The organism is Pseudomonas sp. FW306-02-D09B (genome assembly GCF_058782685.1).
Genome location: NZ_JBYSXY010000017.1, coordinates 125469 through 144269, shown reverse-complemented (window position 1 = coordinate 144269; position 18801 = coordinate 125469). Strand labels below are relative to the sequence as shown.

General features: G+C 59.8%; 19 protein-coding genes. 14 read left to right on the top strand and 5 right to left on the bottom strand.

Going from position 1 to position 18801, the window contains the following annotated elements; translation table 11 throughout:
• The coding region (locus tag AC3WK5_RS24390) for an IS3 family transposase (protein ID WP_492574155.1) at positions 1 to 792 on the top strand (792 nt) is incomplete at its 5' end.
• A 47-nt stretch (positions 793 to 839) separates the two neighbouring features.
• Here AC3WK5_RS24390 and serA read toward each other — a convergent pair.
• Entirely contained in the window at positions 840 to 2069 is a 1230-nt protein-coding gene (gene serA / locus AC3WK5_RS24385) for a phosphoglycerate dehydrogenase (protein ID WP_054594522.1), read from the bottom strand.
• 204 nt (positions 2070 to 2273) lie between these two features.
• Here serA and AC3WK5_RS24380 point away from each other — a divergent pair, with 204 nt between their 5' ends.
• The 3 genes from AC3WK5_RS24380 to AC3WK5_RS24370 are packed head-to-tail and all read left to right on the top strand — an operon-like array spanning position 2274 to position 5275.
• Positions 2274 to 3668, top strand: a complete 1395-nt coding sequence (locus tag AC3WK5_RS24380) for an FAD-binding oxidoreductase (RefSeq protein WP_103316866.1) — start codon at positions 2274 to 2276, stop codon at positions 3666 to 3668.
• Between the two features lie 40 nt (positions 3669 to 3708).
• A complete protein-coding gene (locus AC3WK5_RS24375) occupies positions 3709 to 4374 on the top strand; it encodes a fumarylacetoacetate hydrolase family protein (RefSeq protein ID WP_103316865.1) in 666 nt (221 codons plus the stop codon).
• Positions 4364 to 5275, top strand: a complete 912-nt coding sequence (locus tag AC3WK5_RS24370; protein WP_103316863.1) for an SdiA-regulated domain-containing protein — start codon at positions 4364 to 4366, stop codon at positions 5273 to 5275. Before AC3WK5_RS24375 ends, AC3WK5_RS24370 begins: the two co-directional genes overlap by 11 nt.
• A 197-nt stretch (positions 5276 to 5472) precedes the next feature.
• On the opposite strand, the gene rpiA is transcribed toward AC3WK5_RS24370, so the two are convergent.
• Positions 5473 to 6147, bottom strand: a complete 675-nt coding sequence (gene rpiA, locus AC3WK5_RS24365; protein WP_054594518.1) for a ribose-5-phosphate isomerase RpiA — start codon at positions 6145 to 6147, stop codon at positions 5473 to 5475.
• Between the two features lie 332 nt (positions 6148 to 6479).
• On the opposite strand from rpiA, the gene ilvA reads away from it, so the two are divergent.
• Complete coding sequence (gene ilvA / locus AC3WK5_RS24360; protein ID WP_054594517.1) at positions 6480 to 7994, top strand: threonine ammonia-lyase, biosynthetic; 1515 nt, start codon at positions 6480 to 6482, stop codon at positions 7992 to 7994.
• Between the two features lie 39 nt (positions 7995 to 8033).
• Entirely contained in the window at positions 8034 to 8459 is a 426-nt protein-coding gene (locus tag AC3WK5_RS24355; protein ID WP_103316861.1) for a DUF2269 family protein, read from the top strand.
• A 116-nt stretch (positions 8460 to 8575) separates the two neighbouring features.
• Here the strand turns inward: AC3WK5_RS24355 and AC3WK5_RS24350 are convergent, their stop codons facing one another.
• The gene (locus AC3WK5_RS24350) at positions 8576 to 9232 is read right to left on the bottom strand and encodes a histidinol-phosphatase (RefSeq protein ID WP_103316859.1); all 657 of its coding nucleotides are present in this window, start codon (positions 9230 to 9232) and stop codon (positions 8576 to 8578) included.
• A 144-nt stretch (positions 9233 to 9376) separates the two neighbouring features.
• On the opposite strand from AC3WK5_RS24350, the gene AC3WK5_RS24345 reads away from it, so the two are divergent.
• Both AC3WK5_RS24345 and ptsP read left to right on the top strand, forming a co-directional pair.
• On the top strand, positions 9377 to 9856 hold the full coding sequence (locus tag AC3WK5_RS24345) for an RNA pyrophosphohydrolase (RefSeq protein ID WP_007897732.1): 480 nt from the start codon (positions 9377 to 9379) through the stop codon (positions 9854 to 9856).
• Between the two features lie 22 nt (positions 9857 to 9878).
• Positions 9879 to 12158 (top strand): phosphoenolpyruvate--protein phosphotransferase, encoded by a 2280-nt coding sequence (gene ptsP / locus AC3WK5_RS24340; RefSeq protein WP_103316857.1) that lies wholly within the window; start codon positions 9879 to 9881, stop codon positions 12156 to 12158.
• Between the two features lie 166 nt (positions 12159 to 12324).
• On the opposite strand, the gene AC3WK5_RS24335 is transcribed toward ptsP, so the two are convergent.
• Positions 12325 to 13071 carry an NRDE family protein gene (locus AC3WK5_RS24335; RefSeq protein WP_103316855.1) on the bottom strand — a complete coding sequence of 249 codons (747 nt, stop codon included), beginning with the start codon at positions 13069 to 13071 and terminating at the stop codon, positions 12325 to 12327.
• A gap of 122 nt (positions 13072 to 13193) precedes the next feature.
• Between AC3WK5_RS24335 and AC3WK5_RS24330 the strand changes: the two genes are divergently transcribed.
• The 6 genes from AC3WK5_RS24330 (at position 13194) to AC3WK5_RS24305 (ending at position 18328) form a co-directional block, all read left to right on the top strand.
• Entirely contained in the window at positions 13194 to 13976 is a 783-nt protein-coding gene (locus AC3WK5_RS24330) for a sulfite exporter TauE/SafE family protein (protein WP_054594512.1), read from the top strand.
• 97 nt (positions 13977 to 14073) lie between these two features.
• Entirely contained in the window at positions 14074 to 14889 is an 816-nt protein-coding gene (gene lgt / locus AC3WK5_RS24325) for a prolipoprotein diacylglyceryl transferase (RefSeq protein ID WP_103316853.1), read from the top strand.
• 63 nt (positions 14890 to 14952) lie between these two features.
• Positions 14953 to 15924: a thymidylate synthase gene (locus AC3WK5_RS24320; protein WP_054594510.1), complete on the top strand. Its 972-nt coding sequence runs from the start codon at positions 14953 to 14955 to the stop codon at positions 15922 to 15924.
• A 183-nt stretch (positions 15925 to 16107) separates the two neighbouring features.
• The gene (locus tag AC3WK5_RS24315; protein ID WP_019694124.1) at positions 16108 to 16311 is read left to right on the top strand and encodes a co-regulatory protein PtrA N-terminal domain-containing protein; all 204 of its coding nucleotides are present in this window, start codon (positions 16108 to 16110) and stop codon (positions 16309 to 16311) included.
• A 188-nt stretch (positions 16312 to 16499) separates the two neighbouring features.
• Positions 16500 to 17093: an undecaprenyl-diphosphatase gene (locus AC3WK5_RS24310; protein ID WP_103316851.1), complete on the top strand. Its 594-nt coding sequence runs from the start codon at positions 16500 to 16502 to the stop codon at positions 17091 to 17093.
• A 53-nt stretch (positions 17094 to 17146) separates the two neighbouring features.
• Positions 17147 to 18328: an MFS transporter gene (locus AC3WK5_RS24305; protein WP_103316849.1), complete on the top strand. Its 1182-nt coding sequence runs from the start codon at positions 17147 to 17149 to the stop codon at positions 18326 to 18328.
• Here AC3WK5_RS24305 and cadR read toward each other — a convergent pair.
• The gene (gene cadR, locus AC3WK5_RS24300) at positions 18325 to 18774 is read right to left on the bottom strand and encodes a Cd(II)/Pb(II)-responsive transcriptional regulator (protein ID WP_103316847.1); all 450 of its coding nucleotides are present in this window, start codon (positions 18772 to 18774) and stop codon (positions 18325 to 18327) included. The genes AC3WK5_RS24305 and cadR overlap by 4 nt on opposite strands.
• Positions 18775 to 18801: the final 27 nt, after the last annotated feature.

The following is an 18801-nucleotide window of genomic DNA, read 5'->3' as shown; positions in this document are numbered from 1 at the left end:
ATTTCCCGTCAGGCTTATTACAAGCGCAACCGGGCGTGTGATGCCCGGGCCCGTCATGCCCAGGAAGTGATGGGATTCGTAAGGGAAAAACGACTTAGGCAACCGCGCCTTGGCACCCGAAAACTTCACAATCTGATGCGCACTGAGCCAGAAGTGTCCGTAAAGGTCGGTCGAGACCGGTTATTCGATATCTTGCGAGATCGGCGCGAGCTGGTTCCCCGCAGACGGGCCTATCACAAAACGACAGACAGCCATCATCGCTTTCGCCGGCATCCAAACCTGCTCAAAGATGGGCCGATTCAGGTAGTTGCCAAGGCGCCAGAACAAGTATGGGTTGCGGACATCACCTACTTACCGACGCAAACGGGTGTGGCTTATCTGAGTTTGATCACCGATGCGTACTCCCGAAAAATCGTGGGGCACCATGTCCATGAAAGCTTGCACACCGAATCGGTGATCCAGGCGTTCAACAAAGCCCTCAAGCAGCGGACAACGAAGCAATGTTTGGTGCATCACTCGGATAGAGGCGTCCAATACTGCTCCGAGCTTTATCAGCGGCTGCATGCCAAATACGGCATCACCTGCTCAATGACCGATGGCTACGACTGCTACCAAAACGCGTTGGCTGAGCGTGTGAACGGGATTTTGAAAAACGAGTTATTGCTGCATCGCCCCAAAAATTTTGCAGAGGCCATCCGGATGGTGGACGAGTCGGTGCAGATCTATAACAACGAGCGGCCTCATCTGTCGCTGAAATACAAAACGCCCGATGCGGTGCATCGGGCGTTTTGAGGCTGAAACAGGTGTAAACCTATTTCAGGACTAGACACGCTTGAACGTTAGAACAACACGCGGCAACGGATGGTGCCGTTGATGTGTTGCAGCTTCTCTTGCGCCAGGTCCGAGTATTCGGCGTCGACGTCGATCACGACGTAGCCGACTTTCTCGTTGGTCTGCAGGAACTGACCGGAAATGTTGATACCGTTTTCGGCGAAGACCTTGTTGATCTCGCTGAGTACACCCGGAATGTTCTGGTGAATGTGCAGCAGACGGTGCTTGCCAGGGTGAGCCGGCAGGGCCACTTCCGGGAAGTTGACCGAGGACACCGACGTACCGTTGTCGCTGTACTTGACCAGTTTCTCAGCGACTTCCAGGCCGATGTTGGCTTGCGCTTCAGCGGTGGAGCCGCCGATGTGCGGGGTCAGGATCACGTTGTCCAGGCCACGCAGCGGGCTTTCGAACTCTTCGTCGTTGGAGCGTGGCTCCACCGGGAAGACGTCGATGGCCGCGCCGATCAGGTGCTTGTCCTTGATCGCGTCCGCCAGGGCGTCCAGCTCGACCACGGTGCCGCGAGCGGCGTTGATCAGGATGCCGCCTTTCTTGATGGCGCGGATTTCCTTCTCGCCGATCATCCACTGGGTAGCAGCCGTTTCCGGAACGTGCAGGGTCACGATGTCGGACATCGCCAGCAGCTCGTGCAGGTTGCCAACCTGAGTGGCGTTACCCAGTGGCAGCTTGGTGATGGTGTCATAGAAGTACACCTGCATGCCCAGGCCTTCAGCCAGGACCGACAGTTGAGTACCGATCGAGCCGTAACCGACGATACCCAGCTTTTTGCCACGGATTTCGAAGGAGTTGGCCGCGCTTTTGATCCAGCCGCCACGGTGGCAGGAAGCGTTCTTCTCAGGGATGCCGCGCAGCAACAGGATCGCTTCAGCCAGCACCAGCTCGGCCACCGAACGGGTGTTGGAGTACGGTGCGTTGAAGACAGCGATGCCGCGTTCGCGAGCAGCGTTGAGGTCGACCTGGTTGGTGCCGATGCAGAAACAGCCAACAGCTACCAGTTTCTTCGCGTGATCGAAGATTTCTTCGGTCAGTTGAGTGCGGGAGCGAATGCCGATGAAGTGCGCATCAGCGATCTTTTCCTTCAGCTGGGCTTCCGGCAGAGAACCTGTCAGGTACTCGATGCTGGTGTAGCCCGCCGCCTTGAGGACGTCGACAGCCGATTGGTGGACGCCTTCGAGAAGAAGGAACTTGATCTTGCTCTTATCGAGAGAAGTCTTGCTCATCTGCGTAAACCTGTGTCCCGGAGAAAAATGGCAGGGAATCGGACAGCGTGAGCTGACCCGGACGGCAGGAACGCCGTCGCCGCAGAACAGCCTTTGGGCACTATCCTGCGGGGGCGGTATGCTAGCATATGCACCCCGCAAACACTCATTCCTGCGACGTGAAGCGTGCTCAGGATGACCATGAATTGTTCGAGAGTTCTGTCGATGACCAATCCCGCCCTGATTGAAGAGCTGAAGACCCTGGTTGAGCCTGGCAAGGTGCTGACCGATGCCGACTCCCTGAATGCTTACGGTAAGGATTGGACCAAGCATTTCGCCCCGGCCCCGACGGCCATCGTATTCCCCAAGACCACCGAGCAGGTCCAGGCCATCGTCCGTTGGGCGAATGAGCACAAGATTGCGTTGGTACCGTCTGGCGGACGCACCGGGCTGTCCGCTGCTGCCGTGGCAGCCAATGGCGAAGTGGTGGTTTCGTTCGACTATATGAACCAGATCCTCGACGTGAACCTGACCGACCGCACTGCGACTTGCCAGCCAGGTGTCGTCACTGAACAACTGCAAAACCGCGCCGAAGAGCATGGTTTGTACTATCCGGTGGACTTTGCTTCTGCAGGTTCCAGCCAGATTGGCGGCAATATCGGCACCAATGCCGGCGGGATCAAGGTTATTCGCTACGGTATGACCCGTAACTGGGTTGCCGGCATGAAAGTCGTGACCGGCAAGGGCGACCTGCTGGAACTGAACCGTGACCTGATCAAGAACGCCACCGGCTACGACATGCGTCAGCTGTTCATCGGCGCCGAAGGTACTTTGGGTTTCGTGGTCGAAGCGACCATGCGTCTGGATCGTGCCCCGAAAAACCTCACCGCGATGGTCCTCGGCACCGCCGATTTCGACTCGATCATGCCGGTGCTGCACGCGTTCCAGAGCAAGCTCGACCTCACTGCGTTCGAATTCTTCTCCGACAAGGCCCTGGCCAAAGTCCTCGCGCGCGGCGACGTGCCGGCGCCGTTCGAATCCGATTGCCCGTTCTACGCGCTGCTGGAATTCGAAGCGACCACCGAAGAGGTGGCCAATCATGCGCTGGAAACCTTTGAGCACTGCGTTGAAGAAGGCTGGGTGCTGGATGGCGTGATGAGCCAGAGCGAATCGCAACTGCAAAACCTCTGGAAGCTGCGCGAATACATCTCCGAGACCATTTCCCACTGGACGCCGTACAAGAACGACATTTCGGTCACTGTGTCGAAAGTGCCGGCATTCCTGAAGGAAATCGACGCGATCGTCGGTGAACACTACCCGGATTTCGAAATCGTCTGGTTCGGCCACATCGGCGACGGCAACCTGCACTTGAACATCCTCAAGCCAGAAAACCTCAGCAAGGACGAGTTCTTCGCCAAGTGCGCAACCGTCAACAAGTGGGTGTTCGAAACCGTCGAGAAATACAACGGCTCGATCTCGGCCGAGCACGGCGTGGGCATGACCAAGCGTGATTACTTGACCTACAGCCGTTCGCCGGTTGAGATCGAGTACATGAAAGCGGTCAAGGCGGTGTTCGACCCGAACGGCATCATGAATCCGGGCAAAATCTTCGCTGTTTGAAGCCGCTGTCCCTGATGAATCCATAAGGCAGGAGTCGGTAATGAGCTATCAGCACCAGTATGTCGACGGTACACGTATTCATTTCCCGGTCGGGAAAGTGGTGTGCATCGGGCGTAACTACGCCGAACACGCCAAGGAACTGGATAATCCGGTGCCGACCGAGCCACTGTTGTTCATCAAGCCGGGCAGTTGCGTGGTGCCGCTGGAAGGTGGTTTTGCGATTCCGACCGAGCGTGGCTCGGTCCACTACGAAGCGGAAATCGCCGTGTTGATCGGCAAACCGTTGTCGACCAAGCCAAGCCGCGAAGAAGTGCTGGACGCGATCTCCGGGTTTGCGCCGGGGCTGGACCTGACCTTGCGCGACAAGCAGGCCGAGCTGAAATCCAAAGGCCTGCCATGGGAAATCTCCAAGTCGTTCGACGGCGCCTGCGTGCTGGCACCGTTCGTGGTCAGCAGCACCTTCCCGGACCTGACCGACATCGGTATCCGCTTGACCATCAACGGTGAAGTTCGCCAGGACGGCAACAGCAGCTTGATGCTCAACCCGATCGTGCCAATGATCCAGCACATGGCAGGCTGCTTCTCGCTGCAAGCCGGTGACGTGATCATGACCGGCACTCCGGCTGGCGTCGGTCCGTTGAGCGTTGGCGATGAACTGGTGCTGGAATTGCCGGGCGCCGGCAGCTTCAAGAGCAGTGTTCGCTAAACTGCAAAGCCGAGTCCTGATCGTGCTCTTCGCTGCAGTCGTGGCGTTGGGCGCGGCCGGGCAGCATTATCGTTTGTTCGAGCGCGGCTGGTTCAACCTGCAAGCCTGGTTGCACCCGGCCGACGGCCAGTCCATGGCACTCAACGATTACCAGGTGGTTGTCGAGGCGAAGGTCATTGACGGGCTGAGTGCTGACGCTTCGGCGCTGACGTTTGATCCGGTGCGCCACAGCTTGTTCACCGTGACCAATAAAAAGCCCGAGCTGATCGAGCTGTCCCTCGACGGGCGAATCCTGCGTCGCGTGACGCTGATCGGGTTTGGCGACCCGGAAGCGGTGGAGTTCATCAGTGCTGATACCTATGTGATTGCCGATGAATATCAGCAGCGCCTGATCAAGATTCACCTGACGGATGAAACGGAGTTTCTCGACGCGGCAGATTCCGAGCAGATGCCCCTTGGCGTGCACATGAACAGCAATAAGGGCTTTGAAGGCCTGGCCTATGATTCGGTGGGCAAGCGGTTGTTCGTCGCCAAGGAACGCGACCCGATGCTGATCTACGAAGTGCAGGGCTTTCCGCATTACAACCCGGAGAAATCCTACGCGGTGCACGTGGTCAACAACCCCAAGCGCGATGCCGGGCTGTTCGTGCGCGACCTGTCGAGCCTGCAATATGACAAGCGCAGCGGCCATTTACTGGCGCTGTCGGATGAGTCGCATCTGGTGCTGGAGCTGGATATCGACGGTCGGCCGTTAAGCACGATGTCGCTGAACAAAGGGCGTCAGGGTTTGCAAAAGACAGTGCCGCAAGCAGAAGGGATCGCCATGGACGACAGCGGCACGCTGTACCTGGTCAGCGAGCCCAACCTGTTTTACATCTTCAAGAAGCCCTCGCTGCCATAACTCTGGAAGGCGCCGTTTTCATTGTGGCGAGGGGGCTTGCCCCCGTCGTCCGGTCCCCGCTCGGGCGGAGCAGTCGTAAATCCTGCGAACGCGGTGTGCATGATGCAATGCGATAGCAGGTTTTGGGGCCACTTCGCGGCCCGGCGGGGGCAAGCCCCCTCGCCACAAGAGCTCGCCCCACAGGTTTTGTGTTCGCCTTACTTGGCGCGCAGGGTCTTCACGCCTTCGCTCGTTCCCAGCAGCAGCACGTCTGCCGGACGGGCGGCGAACAGGCCGTTGGTGACCACGCCAACGATCGCATTGATTTGGGTTTCGAGTTCGACCGGGTTGGTGATCTGCATGTTGTAGACGTCGAGGATGATGTTGCCGTTGTCGGTCAGCACGCCTTCACGGTAAACCGGATCACCACCCAGCTTCACCAGCTCGCGGGCCACGTGGCTGCGGGCCATCGGGATCACTTCGACCGGTAGTGGGAAAGTGCCCAGGACCGGCACCAGTTTGCTGGCGTCGGCGATGCAGATGAACGTCTTGGCTACGGCTGCAACGATCTTTTCGCGGGTCAGGGCTGCGCCACCGCCCTTGATCAGGTTCAGGTGCTCGTCGCTTTCATCGGCGCCGTCGACGTAGAACTCCAGGTCGCTGACGGTGTTGAGTTCATACACCGGAATCCCGTGACCCTTGAGGCGCGCGGCGGTGGCTTCGGAGCTGGCAACTGCGCCGTCGAACGCGCCCTTGTGCAGGGCCAGTGCGTCGATGAAGCAGTTGGCGGTGGAGCCGGTGCCGACCCCGACGATGCTCTTGTCGTCGAGTTTTGGAAGGATGAAGTCGACGGCGGCCTGGGCCACTGCCTGTTTGAGTTGATCCTGGGTCATGCGGGCTCCGAGGTGCCAAAGGGGAACGAAAGGCCCGCATTATAGGCTCCGCGGTGGGGCAGGGGGAAACACTCCTGAAGGCTGGCGGCTGACCTGTGGCGAGGGGGCTTGCCCCCGTTGGAGCGCGAAGCGCTCCCAAATAATGCCTCCATATTCCTTCAGGTACACCGCACAAGCAGGTTTTACGACTGCTGCGCAGCCGAGCGGGGGCAAGCCCCCTCGCCACAATGGTATGCATCAGGCCTTTAAAACCACCTGTTTAGTGTGGTCGCACGAGCAAAAGCCGGGTTAGACTCCTCGGTCCTGCCCAACCCGCTCAGTGATGCTTTCCGATGCTCGAACAGTACGTCAAAAAGATCCTCACCTCGCGCGTTTATGACGTTGCCGTAGAAACCCCATTGCAGACTGCTCGCCAGCTCTCCGAGCGGCTGGGCAACAAGATTTGGCTCAAGCGCGAAGACTTGCAGCCGGTGTTCTCGTTCAAGATTCGCGGCGCTTACAACAAGCTGACCCAATTGAGCGATGAAGAGCGCGCCCGTGGCGTGGTCACCGCCTCGGCGGGTAACCATGCGCAGGGCCTGGCGCTCGCGGCCAAGGTGTTGGGCGTGAAAGCGACCATTGTCATGCCCAAGACCACCCCCGAGATCAAAGTCGAAGGCGTGCGTTCGCGCGGCGGCAAAGTAGTGCTGCACGGGGATTCCTTCCCGGAAGCCCTGGCCTATTCGCTGAAACTGGTCGACGAAAAGGGCTACGTCTACATCCACCCCTACGATGATCCGCACACGATTGCCGGGCAGGGCACCGTGGCGATGGAGATTCTGCGCCAGCACCCTGGCCCGATTGATGCGATTTTCGTCCCGGTGGGCGGTGGCGGCCTGATCGCCGGGATCGCCGCGTACGTGAAGTACCTGCGGCCCGAGATCAAGATCATCGGCGTCGAGCCGGACGACTCCAACTGCCTGCAAGCGGCCATGGCGGCCGGTGAGCGCGTGGTACTGCCGACCGTCGGGCTCTTTGCCGATGGTGTGGCAGTGGCGCAGATTGGCCAGCACACCTTCGACATCTGCAAGGATTACGTCGATGAAGTGATCACCGTCAGCACTGACGAGATCTGTGCGGCAATCAAGGATATCTACGACGATACCCGCTCGATCACCGAGCCTGCCGGCGCCTTGGGTGTAGCGGGGATCAAGAAGTATGTCGAGCTGTATGGCGTGACCGGGCAGACCCTGGTGGCCATCGACTCCGGCGCCAACGTCAACTTCGACCGCCTGCGCCACGTCGCCGAGCGCGCCGAGCTGGGTGAGGGGCGTGAAGCGATCATCGCCGTGACGATCCCGGAGAAACCGGGCAGCTTCAAGGCGTTCTGCGAAGCCATTGGCAAACGCCAGATCACCGAATTCAACTACCGCTACAACACCGGCAGCGAAGCGCACATCTTTGTTGGTGTGCAGACGCACCCGGAAAACGATCCACGCAGTGCGCTGCTCGCCAGTTTGACCGAGCAGGGCTTCCCGGTGCTCGACCTGACCGACAACGAACTGGCCAAGTTGCACATTCGCCACATGGTCGGTGGACGCGCGGCGCAGGTCGTCGATGAGGTGGTGCTGCGCTTCGAGTTCCCGGAGCGTCCGGGAGCGTTGTTCAACTTCCTCAACAAGCTCGGCGGGCGCTGGAACATCTCGATGTTCCACTACCGCAACCACGGCGCGGCCGATGGTCGGGTGGTTGCAGGTCTGCAAGTGCCGCATGAAGAGCGTCATCTGGTGCCGGCGGCGCTGGCAGAAATCGGTTATCCGTATTGGGATGAGAGCGACAACCCGGCGTATCAGCTGTTCCTCGGCTGAGCGTCTACGCTGATGGCCAGTCCATAAGGAAATCGAACAATGGAAACGTTAACCGCCCTGAAAGTTGCGCACGTCCTGGCAACGGTGTTGTTGCTGATCGGTGCACTGGGCCTGGCGATCTGGGTCTGGCGCACGCGGCGTAACGGCGATGTGACGGCGCACGCGCGCACGTTGCAGCGGCCGTGGGTGTTTGTCTGGCTGGTGATGGGCCTGGCGTTGCTGAGCATGCCGTTCACCGGATGGTGGATGGTGCACCTGGTGGGCTGGCCGCTGGGGCAGATGTGGATTCTGGCGTCCAGCGTGATCTACACCGTCGGTGCGCTGGCGATGTTCTGGCTGCTGGTGCGGCTTAACAAGCTGCGCACTGCAGCGGGTGGAAACGGCAAGTTTACGTTTGCCTTGGCGTTGTTCAGCTTCGTTTGCTTTATCGCGATTGCCGGGTTGATGGGCGCGAAGCCGGTTTAAGGCTTGAACCGAGTTGGCCCCATCGCGGGCAAGCCTTGCTCCTACGGTTTTGTATCGTTCCCATTATTGGAATCGGCGCAGACCTGTAGGAGCAAGGCTTGCCCGCGAGGGCGTACTTAGTCGCGCAACGACATGATCGGCCAGCCGCGTTTCTGTGCCTCGGCGCGCAAGTTCGGGTCCGGGTCCACGGCCACCGGGTTTGCCACTTCCTCCAGCAACGCCAGGTCATTCATCGAATCGCTATAGAAATAGCTGTCTTCGAGCGACATGCCGGTCTCTTCCAGCCAACGATTCAGGCGCGTCACCTTGCCTTCACGGTAGCACGGTACGTCGGTGCTGCGTCCGGTGTAGCGGCCGTCGACCATTTCGCATTCGGTGGCAATCAGGGTTTCGACGCCCAGACGCTGGGCAATCGGCCCCGTGACGAAGCGGTTGGTGGCGGTGATGATCACCAGTTTGTCACCGGCCGCCCGGTGCCTGGCCAGCAACTCGAGGCCTTTGGGCAACACGAGCGGTTCGATGCAGTCGCGCATGTAGTCGCGGTGCCATTCGTCCAGCAGGGTCATCTCGGTCCGACCGAGGATTTCCAGGCAAAAGTTCAGGTACTCGGCCTGGTCCAGCTTGCCGGCCAGGTAGTCCTGGTAGAACTCATCGTTGCGCGTTTTGTAGGCGACGGCATCGAGCAAACCGCGTTCGCACAGGTAATCGCCCCACGCGTGATCGCTGTCGCCGCCCAAAAGTGTGTTGTCCAAGTCGAATAAAGCCAGACGCATTTGCAGTTACTCGCTGAAAAGTCTGTAAAAAGGCCTCCAGAATACGGTCTTTTCACAAGAGTGCACATAACGTAGGAAGCTTCGTTGCCGCCTTCACAACCTTTGTGGAACAATGCGACGACATGCGTTTGCGAGGTTGTTGCCGTGATCGACCCCGATGGTTTCCGCCCCAATGTCGGGATCATTCTCACGAATGATGCCGGCCAGGTGCTATGGGCTCGCCGTATCAATCAAGATGCCTGGCAGTTTCCTCAAGGTGGTATCAACCCTCAGGAGACGCCCGAAGACGCCTTGTACCGCGAGTTGAACGAAGAAGTGGGGCTGGAGCGCGAAGATGTTGAAATTCTCGCCTGCACCCGGGGCTGGTTGCGCTATCGTTTGCCGCAACGCCTGGTCAGAACGCACAGCCAACCGCTGTGCATCGGCCAGAAACAGAAGTGGTTTCTCCTGCGCCTGATCTCTAACGAGCAGCGGGTGCGGATGGATTTGACCGGTAAACCGGAGTTCGATGGCTGGCGCTGGGTCAGTTATTGGTATCCGTTGGGCCAGGTGGTGACATTCAAGCGCGAGGTTTATCGCCGCGCTCTCAAAGAGCTTGCCCCGCGCCTTTTAGCGCGCGACTGACGACGGAGTTCGACCCCGAGCCATGCTCAATACGCTGCGCAAGATCGTCCAGGAAGTTAACTCCGCCAAGGATCTCAAGGCGGCGTTGGGGATTATTGTGTTGCGCGTCAAAGAGGCCATGGGCAGCCAGGTCTGCTCGGTCTACCTGCTCGACCCCGAAACCAACCGCTTCGTGCTGATGGCCACCGAGGGCTTGAACAAGCGCTCGATCGGCAAGGTCAGCATGGCGCCCAACGAAGGTCTGGTTGGCCTGGTCGGCACGCGTGAAGAACCCCTCAACCTCGAAAACGCCGCGGATCACCCGCGTTATCGCTACTTCGCCGAAACCGGTGAAGAGCGTTATGCCTCGTTCCTCGGAGCCCCGATCATTCACCACCGCCGCGTTGTCGGCGTGTTGGTCATCCAGCAAAAAGAACGTCGCCAGTTCGATGAAGGTGAAGAAGCCTTCCTGGTGACCATGAGCGCCCAGCTTGCGGGCGTTATCGCCCACGCCGAGGCCACCGGTTCGATCCGTGGCCTGGGGCGTCAAGGCAAGGGCATTCAGGAAGCAAAGTTTGTCGGCGTACCCGGCTCGCCCGGTGCGGCGGTCGGTACTGCGGTGGTCATGCTGCCTCCGGCCGATCTGGACGTGGTGCCTGACAAGACCATCGCTGACATCGAAGCGGAGCTGGGGCTGTTCAAGACCGCCATCGAAGGCGTGCGCGCCGACATGCGCGCGCTGTCCGCCAAGCTCGCCACGCAATTGCGGCCGGAAGAGCGGGCGCTGTTCGACGTCTACCTGATGATGCTCGACGACGCTTCGCTGGGCAGCGAAGTGACCACCGTGATCAAGACCGGCCAATGGGCCCAGGGTGCACTGCGCCAGGTGGTCACCGATCACGTCAACCGTTTCGAATTGATGGACGACGCCTACCTGCGTGAGCGCGCCTCGGACGTCAAGGACCTTGGCCGGCGCCTGCTGGCTTACCTGCAGGAAGAGCGTCAGCAGACGCTGGTCTATCCCGACAACACCATTCTGATCAGCGAAGAACTGACGCCGGCGATGCTCGGCGAGGTGCCGGAAGGCAAACTGGTGGGTTTGGTGTCGGTACTCGGTTCCGGCAACTCCCACGTGGCGATCCTGGCGCGAGCCATGGGTATCCCGACGGTGATGGGTCTGGTCGACCTGCCGTATTCCAAGGTCGACGGCATCCAGATGATCGTCGACGGCTACCACGGCGAGGTCTACACCAACCCGAGCGACGTGCTGCGCAAGCAGTTCGCCGACGTGGTCGAGGAAGAGAAGCAACTGGCCCTGGGGCTGGATGCACTGCGCGACTTGCCGTGCGTGACGATCGACGGCCACCGCATGCCGCTGTGGGTCAACACCGGCCTGCTGGCGGATGTGGCGCGGGCGCAGAAGCGCGGTGCCGAAGGCGTGGGTCTGTACCGCACCGAAGTGCCGTTCATGATCAATCAGCGCTTCCCGAGCGAAAAGGAGCAGCTGGCGATTTATCGCGAGCAACTCGCGGCCTTCCACCCGCAACCGGTGACCATGCGCAGCCTGGACATCGGCGGCGACAAGTCACTGTCGTACTTCCCGATCAAGGAAGACAACCCGTTCCTCGGCTGGCGCGGGATTCGCGTGACCCTCGACCACCCGGAAATCTTCCTGGTACAGACCCGCGCCATGCTCAAGGCCAGCGAAGGCCTGAACAACCTGCGCATTTTGCTGCCGATGATCTCTGGCACGCATGAAGTGGAAGAAGCACAGCACCTTATTCACCGGGCCTGGGGTGAAGTTCGCGATGAAGGCTGCGACGTGCCGATGCCGCCGGTTGGCGTGATGATCGAGGTTCCGGCAGCGGTGTACCAGACCAGGGAACTGGCGCGGCAAGTGGACTTCCTGTCGGTCGGCTCCAACGACCTGACCCAATACCTGCTGGCCGTCGACCGTAACAACCCGCGGGTGGCCGACCTTTATGACTACCTGCACCCGGCGGTGCTGCAAGCGCTGCAAAACGTGGTGCGCGACGCGCATGCCGAAGGCAAACCCGTGAGTATCTGCGGCGAGATGGCCGGTGATCCGGCGGCGGCGGTGCTGTTGATGGCGATGGGTTTCGACAGCTTGTCGATGAACGCCACCAACTTGCCGAAAGTGAAGTGGATGCTGCGCCAGATCAACCTGAGCTGGGCCAGGGATCTGCTCGCCGAACTGATGACCATCGACAACCCGCAGGTTATCCACAGCTCGCTGCAACTGGCGCTGAAGAACCTCGGGTTGGCGCGGATGATCAATCCGGCGGCGATCAAGCCTCTCTGACTCTGTGGCAGTGGGCTTTTGTGGCAAGGGAGCTTGCTCCCGCTGGAGTGCGAAGTGCTCCTGAATCGGCCAGCGTGTTCTATCAGTCTGTGCGCGATGACTGTTTAACGGCTGCTTCGCAGCCGAGCGGGAGCAAGCTCCCTCGCCACAGAGTATCGCGCCAGGGCTAAATCCTGATCTCCACTTCCCCAAGATGCCCGCCGTACGGACCGAAACTTCGTTCAACCATATGCCGCGTCCCGTCCGCCCGCACTATCAACGCGGTACTCGCTCGCGTGCCATACATGGGGCTGGCAATAAACACGCTCGACAATAAACTCTCGGTCGCAAGACCAACCCCGGTATCCGGCAAGTCGCCGAACGGCGCCGTTTGCGGATCGCCTAAAAGCGCCAATAAAGCCTGCGGCTGCGGGTCTGCCAGGACTTCACTCAACGCCGCCTTGGCCTTGAGCACTTTCGGCCACGGCGTATCAAGCCCGGCATTCGACAATCCATAGATGCCTGATTGCAGTTTGCCTGGCCCAGGGGTGCGCGCGTTGTAATGCCACAGCTCATGACGATTGCCGATCAGCAGATTAAACCCGGCATATTCCGGTGATCTGTCGACAGCGTCGGCCAAATACTGATCAATCGGCAAGTCGCCGGTGAGAAACCGTGCCACAAGCTCGCCTCGTGATTTGCGCGCCGGCGGCTGGTGCGGGTCGCGGATGTTGGTCAGTGCGGCAAAGCGCCCGTCGGCGCCAATGCCCAGCCAGGTGCCACCCGCTTCCAGGTCACGTCCGGCGTACACCTGCGGCGTTTCGGGCCATTGCGCCAGCGGCAGGCTGGGGCGTGCATAAAACTCGTCGCGGTTGGCCGCAACGATTAGCGGCGTTGCGTGACCCGGCCGCCAGGCGAAGACGATCAAGCACATGGGGTTATCCCTCTTGGCTTTTTGCCCACTTTACGCATAGAACTGGCGGGTATCCATCGCCATCCAGTGGAGCTTGAGGCCATGCATCCGTTACCATGCCGCACTTATTTGGGGGGGCAGTCATGGAATTTCCGCTCTATCTGCTGCTGGGTGCCTGTGCCGGTGTGCTGGCCGGGCTGTTTGGGGTGGGCGGCGGGATCATCATCGTCCCGGTACTGGTGTTCAGTTTCACCTTGCAGGGTTTTGATGTGTCGGTGCTGACTCACCTGGCCGTCGGCACGTCGTTGGCGACGATCATCTTCACGTCGGTCAATGCAGTGCGCGAACATCATCTGAAAGGCGCGGTGCGCTGGCCGATTTTTGTCTGGATGACTGTCGGGATTCTGATCGGCGCGGGTTTTGGCGCGCTGACGGCCGAAGCCATCTCGGGACCGCATTTGCAGAAGATCATCGGCGTGTTCGCGTTGGTCATTGCCTTGCAGCTGGCGCTGGAGGTCAAGCCCAAGGCCAGCCGAACGGTGCCTGGTAAATTCGGCCTGACCCTGGCCGGCAGTGTGATCGGCTGGGCTTCGGCGATTTTCGGGGTCGGCGGAGGCTCGCTGACAGTGCCGTTTCTGACCTGGCGCAGCGTGCCGATGCAGCAAGCCGTGGCCACCTCTTCGGCCTGCGGTCTGCCGATTGCGCTCGTCAGTGCATTAAGTTTCATGATTTTGGGCTGGCACGATCCACGCCTGCCGGCTCATAGTCTCGGGTTCATTTATTTACCGGCGCTGTTGGGCATTGCCCTGACCAGCATGGTCTTTGCCCGCATTGGTGCGCGACTGGCCCACAAGCTGTCACCGCGGTTGCTGAAAAGACTGTTTGCCGCGTTGCTGTTTTGCGTGGGTTTGAGCTTTTTGCTTTGAGCTCTTTTGCCGGGAACAGCGACGCAATCCTGGCTTAATCCAGGCGTGGCACGGTCGCGCCAGGAATTTTACGTTTCAACTCTAACGAGGAGTCGCAATGCTGCCTTACCCGCAGATTGACCCGGTGGCCCTGGCCATCGGCCCGCTGAAAATCCACTGGTACGGCCTGATGTACCTGATCGGCATCGGCGGCGCCTGGATGCTGGCATCGCGTCGGCTGAACCGCTTCGACCCGACCTGGACCAAGGAGAAGCTCTCCGACATGATCTTCTGGATGTCGATGGGTGTGATTGTCGGCGGCCGGTTGGGTTATGTGCTGTTTTACGATCTGAATGCCTACCTGGCCAACCCGACGCTGATTTTTGAAGTGTGGAAGGGCGGCATGTCGTTCCATGGCGGGTTCATCGGCGTGATGCTGGCGGCCCTGTGGTTCGGCAGGAAGAATGGCAAGTCGTTCTTCCAGCTGATGGACTTCGTCGCACCGATGGTGCCGATCGGCCTGGGGGCCGGGCGTATCGGTAACTTCATCAACGCCGAGTTGTGGGGCAAGCCGACTGACCTGCCGTGGGCCATGATCTTCCCGCCGTTCAGCGACCCGGCACAGCTGCCGCGTCATCCGTCGCAGCTGTATCAGTTCGCGCTGGAAGGTGTGGCGCTGTTCCTGATCCTCTGGTTGTTCTCGCGCAAGCCGCGGCCGACCATGGCCGTGTCCGGGATGTTCACGCTGTTCTACGGTATTTTCCGTTTCATCGTCGAATTCGTCCGCGTGCCGGACGCGCAACTGGGCTATCTGGCCTGGAACTGGCTGACCATGGGCCAGGTTCTGTGCGTACCGATGATCCTTGCCGGTCTGTTCCTGATCTGGCTGGCTTATCACCGTGCTCCGGCGGCTCCGGTTGCCCCGACTGCTTAAGCCGTCGCGCTCTACATTCGAATCCCGGGGCTTTGGTCCCGGGTTCAAGGACACAGGTAACTCATGAAGCAATATCTCGATCTGGTCGCCCACGTCATCAAGAACGGCACCAAGCAAGCCAACCGTACCGGCGTGAACACCATCAGCTTTCCCGGCGCGATGCTGCGTTATGACCTGAAAGAAGGTTTCCCGGCGATCACTACCCGCAAGATGGCGTTCAAATCGGCCATCGGCGAGATGGTCGGTTTCCTGCGGGGCGTGAACAACGCGGCTGAGTTCCGGGCATTGGGTTGCAAGGTCTGGGACCAGAATGCCAATGAAAACGCCCAGTGGCTGGCCAACCCGTTCCGTCAGGGCGAAGACGACCTGGGCGAGATCTACGGCGTGCAATGGCGCAAATGGCCGGCGTACAAGCAGATCCCGGTCAGCAATCAGGCGGCTATCGAGCAGACGCTGAGCCAGGGTTATCGGCAGATCGCTGAAGGTGAAGAAGACGGCCAGGCCTATGTGGTGCTGTACAAGGCAATCGACCAGATTCGCCAGTGCGTCGACACCATCATCAAGGATCCGGGCAGCCGGCGTATCCTGTTCCACGGCTGGAACTGCGCCCAGCTCGATGAAATGGCCCTGCCGCCGTGCCATCTGCTGTATCAGTTCCACCCGAACGTCGAGACCAAAGAGATCTCCCTGACGCTCTACATCCGCTCCAACGACCTGGGCCTGGGCACGCCGTTCAACCTCACCGAAGGTGCCGCGCTGCTGAGCCTGATTGGTCGTCTGACCGGTTACACGCCGCGCTGGTTCACCTATTTCATTGGTGACGCCCACGTCTACGAAAACCACCTGGACATGCTCAACGAACAGCTCAAGCGCGAGCCGTTCCCGATGCCCAAACTGGTGATTTCCGACCGTGTGCCGGAGTTCGCCAAGACCGGCGTGTATCAGCCGGAGTGGCTGGAACAGATCGAGCCGAGCGACTTTTCGCTGGAAGGTTATGAGCACCACGCCCCAATGACCGCGCCAATGGCGGTCTGAATACCTCCAGCCCTGATCGTTCCCACGCGTGGGAACGATCAATCGCCAGCGCGGCAAATCTAAAAACCTACATGTCAGAAAATTCATCTCCCGGGGAAAGGGCCGATAAACAGCGCCCTATAGGATGAGCTCCAGTCAGGCCAATACACGGTCTGGCAGAACCCAACTACTGGAGAGTTCCCGATGAAATCCCTGAAAGCTTTTTTGGTCGTTTCCCTGATGTGCGCTTCTGTGGCTGCGATGGCTGAAGGCGGCGGCGACAAGGTTCAGGCCCGAATGGACGCCGCACGTGATGTGGCGATGGTTCACTATCAGCAATCTGAACATGCGCAGGCTGTAGCGAGCAGTCAGAAAGCCCAGTCCGACACTGTCGAACGCTCGAATTGACGGTGGGTTTTACCAAGTTGCTGACATGCCGTGTGGCAGCAGAACTTGTGGCACAACAGGTGTCAAACGCCTGAAGCCCGGATGGTGGGGTACTCCGACTGTCCGGGCGATTGCAATTAGTAAGATGGGGACCGCTCAGCGTGTGATCGCAGTGTGGGGTTTTCTGATGATCTGAATGGCGTCTCTTTGTGGAAGAACTCAATCGCAGCCTGTTCCTGGCGATCAACGCCAGCGCGGATGCCTCCGCGCCAATGCGGTCTTTGGCGATGTTCCTGGCGCAGTGGCTAATCTACTGTGTGCCGCTTTTGCTGGCTGGGCTGTGGTTGCGAGGAACACGTCGGCAGCGGGCGGTAGCGCTCACTGCGACGCTGAGTATCGTCTTCGCGCTGGGCTGCAATCTGCTGATCAGCAGCCTTTGGTTTCACCCACGTCCCTTCATGCTGGGGTTGGGGCAAAATTTCCTGGAGCATGCCGCTGAATCATCTTTTCCCAGCGACCACGCCACGGTGATGTTTGCGCTAGCCTTTGGGTTGATACTGGCCTCGTTGCGCAATCTGGGCCTGCTGGTATTGTTGCTGGGGGCGTTGGTTGGCTGGGCGCGTGTCTACCTGGGCGTGCACTTTCCATTCGATATCGCCGGCTCGTTCCTGGTTTCGCTGATCAGCGCCTGGCTGGTGAAACAGGTGCTGGACTGGAGACAGCAGGGCGAGCGTCTGCTCGACGTAGTTGAGCGTCTGTACCAACGAATTTTTCCGGCACTCGCTCGGCGCACTATGCACTGATGGGGTCCGGTCATCGCCTTCGATAGGGCCTTGGAGCACGACAGGATGAACACGTGAATCAGGTCAGATCGGAGTCTCTGCGTATCCCGCGAACCATTTGGGCCTTGGGCTTTGTCAGCCTGTTCATGGATGTTTCGTCCGAACTGGTGCACAGCCTGCTGCCGGTGTTTCTGGTCACGACCTTGGGCGCGAGCGCACTGACCGTCGGGGTGATCGAGGGCATTGCCGAGGCGACGGCGATGGTCGTCAAAGTCTTCTCGGGTGCGATCAGCGACTTTATCGGTCGACGCAAAGGCTTGCTGTTACTCGGATACGGTTTGGCCGCGTTGACCAAACCGTTATTCCCGCTGGCTCACTCGGTGGATGTGGTGTTCACCGCGCGCTTTCTTGATCGTATCGGCAAAGGCATTCGCGGCTCGCCGCGCGATGCCTTGGTGGCGGATGTCGCTCCGCTGGAAATTCGCGGTGCCTGTTTCGGTTTACGCCAGTCGATGGACACTGTCGGCGCCTTTGTCGGCCCTGCGCTGGCCATCGTGCTGATGCTCTGGCTCGCCGATATCCAGCTGGTGCTCTGGTTCGCGGTGATCCCGGCGGTCATCGCAGTGGCGCTGATTGTCGCCGGTGTAAAAGAGCCTGAGCACGCTGTTGGCAAGCACACCTTTCGATCGCCCATTCATTGGCGAGTCCTTCACGACTTTTCGTCCGGATATTGGTGGGTGGTTGTCGTGGGCGGGGTGTTTACACTGGCGCGTTTCAGCGAAGCGTTTCTGGTGTTGCGGGCGCAGCAGACCGGTTTGTCTGCCACCTGGGTGCCGCTGGTGATGGTGGTTATGTCGGTGTTCTATGCGCTGTCCGCGTACCCGGCCGGTTGGCTGTCCGACCGCATCAGTCGCACTAAACTGCTTTGCCTCGGTATGGCGCTGTTGGTGCTGGCGGACCTGGTGCTCGCACAAAGCCATTCGCCCCTGACAATGATGCTGGGCGTAGCCCTGTGGGGACTGCACATGGGATTCAGCCAAGGCATCCTCGCCACACTGGTGGCTGATACGGCCCCCGACGAACTGAAGGGCACGGCCTTCGGCATTTTCAATTTGCTCAGCGGTGTTTGCCTGTTGATTGCCAGTGTTCTCGCCGGCTGGCTGTGGCAAACCGTCGGGGCGCAAAGTACGTTCCTCACCGGTGCGGTGCTGGCCGCGTTAGCCATGCTTTTGCTGCTGCTACGCCGGGCGGCTTAATGCCCGTGGCTTCGGCCGACATGGGAATGCTCGGCTTCGCTTGCCGTCACGCCACCGCTGACTTCCAGCTGCTGCAAAATCCCGCACTGCTCGATATCCGGCCGTTCGCTGCAGCTCTGGCGCAGTTCCAGCAGCTGTGTCTGCAAAGCCAGCAAGCCGTCGATCCGCGCCTTGACGTGGTGGATGTGCTCATCGATCAGCGCGTTGACGCTTTCGCATTGATCCTGCGGGCTGTCGCGCAGGCTGAGCAGGCTGCGGATTTCTTCGAGGGTCATGTCGAGGGTGCGGCAGTTGCGGATGAAGGTCAGGCGCTCGGTGTGGGCCTGAGTGTACAAACGGTAATTGCCTTCACTGCGGGCTGGTTCCGGTAACAGGCCTTCGCGCTCGTAATAACGGATGGTTTCGACTTGGCAGTCGGTCAGTTTCGCCAGTTCACCGATCTTCATTTCAATCATCTCCGATTGGCTGCTTGA

Excerpts from the sequence above, each read along its gene's own strand:
- AC3WK5_RS24320 (WP_054594510.1), top strand. The coding sequence starts at position 14,953 with ATGAAGCAATATCTCGATCTGGTCGCCCACGTCATCAAGAACGGCACC.
- AC3WK5_RS24380 (WP_103316866.1), top strand. The coding sequence starts at position 2,274 with ATGACCAATCCCGCCCTGATTGAAGAGCTGAAGACCCTGGTTGAGCCT.
- AC3WK5_RS24315 (WP_019694124.1), top strand. The coding sequence starts at position 16,108 with ATGAAATCCCTGAAAGCTTTTTTGGTCGTTTCCCTGATGTGCGCTTCT.
- lgt (WP_103316853.1), top strand. The coding sequence starts at position 14,074 with ATGCTGCCTTACCCGCAGATTGACCCGGTGGCCCTGGCCATCGGCCCG.
- AC3WK5_RS24335 (WP_103316855.1), bottom strand. The coding sequence starts at position 13,071 with ATGTGCTTGATCGTCTTCGCCTGGCGGCCGGGTCACGCAACGCCGCTA.
- serA (WP_054594522.1), bottom strand. The coding sequence starts at position 2,069 with ATGAGCAAGACTTCTCTCGATAAGAGCAAGATCAAGTTCCTTCTTCTC.
- cadR (WP_103316847.1), bottom strand. The coding sequence starts at position 18,774 with ATGAAGATCGGTGAACTGGCGAAACTGACCGACTGCCAAGTCGAAACC.
- ptsP (WP_103316857.1), top strand. The coding sequence starts at position 9,879 with ATGCTCAATACGCTGCGCAAGATCGTCCAGGAAGTTAACTCCGCCAAG.
- rpiA (WP_054594518.1), bottom strand. The coding sequence starts at position 6,147 with ATGACCCAGGATCAACTCAAACAGGCAGTGGCCCAGGCCGCCGTCGAC.
- AC3WK5_RS24375 (WP_103316865.1), top strand. The coding sequence starts at position 3,709 with ATGAGCTATCAGCACCAGTATGTCGACGGTACACGTATTCATTTCCCG.
- AC3WK5_RS24355 (WP_103316861.1), top strand. The coding sequence starts at position 8,034 with ATGGAAACGTTAACCGCCCTGAAAGTTGCGCACGTCCTGGCAACGGTG.
- AC3WK5_RS24350 (WP_103316859.1), bottom strand. The coding sequence starts at position 9,232 with ATGCGTCTGGCTTTATTCGACTTGGACAACACACTTTTGGGCGGCGAC.
- AC3WK5_RS24330 (WP_054594512.1), top strand. The coding sequence starts at position 13,194 with ATGGAATTTCCGCTCTATCTGCTGCTGGGTGCCTGTGCCGGTGTGCTG.
- ilvA (WP_054594517.1), top strand. The coding sequence starts at position 6,480 with ATGCTCGAACAGTACGTCAAAAAGATCCTCACCTCGCGCGTTTATGAC.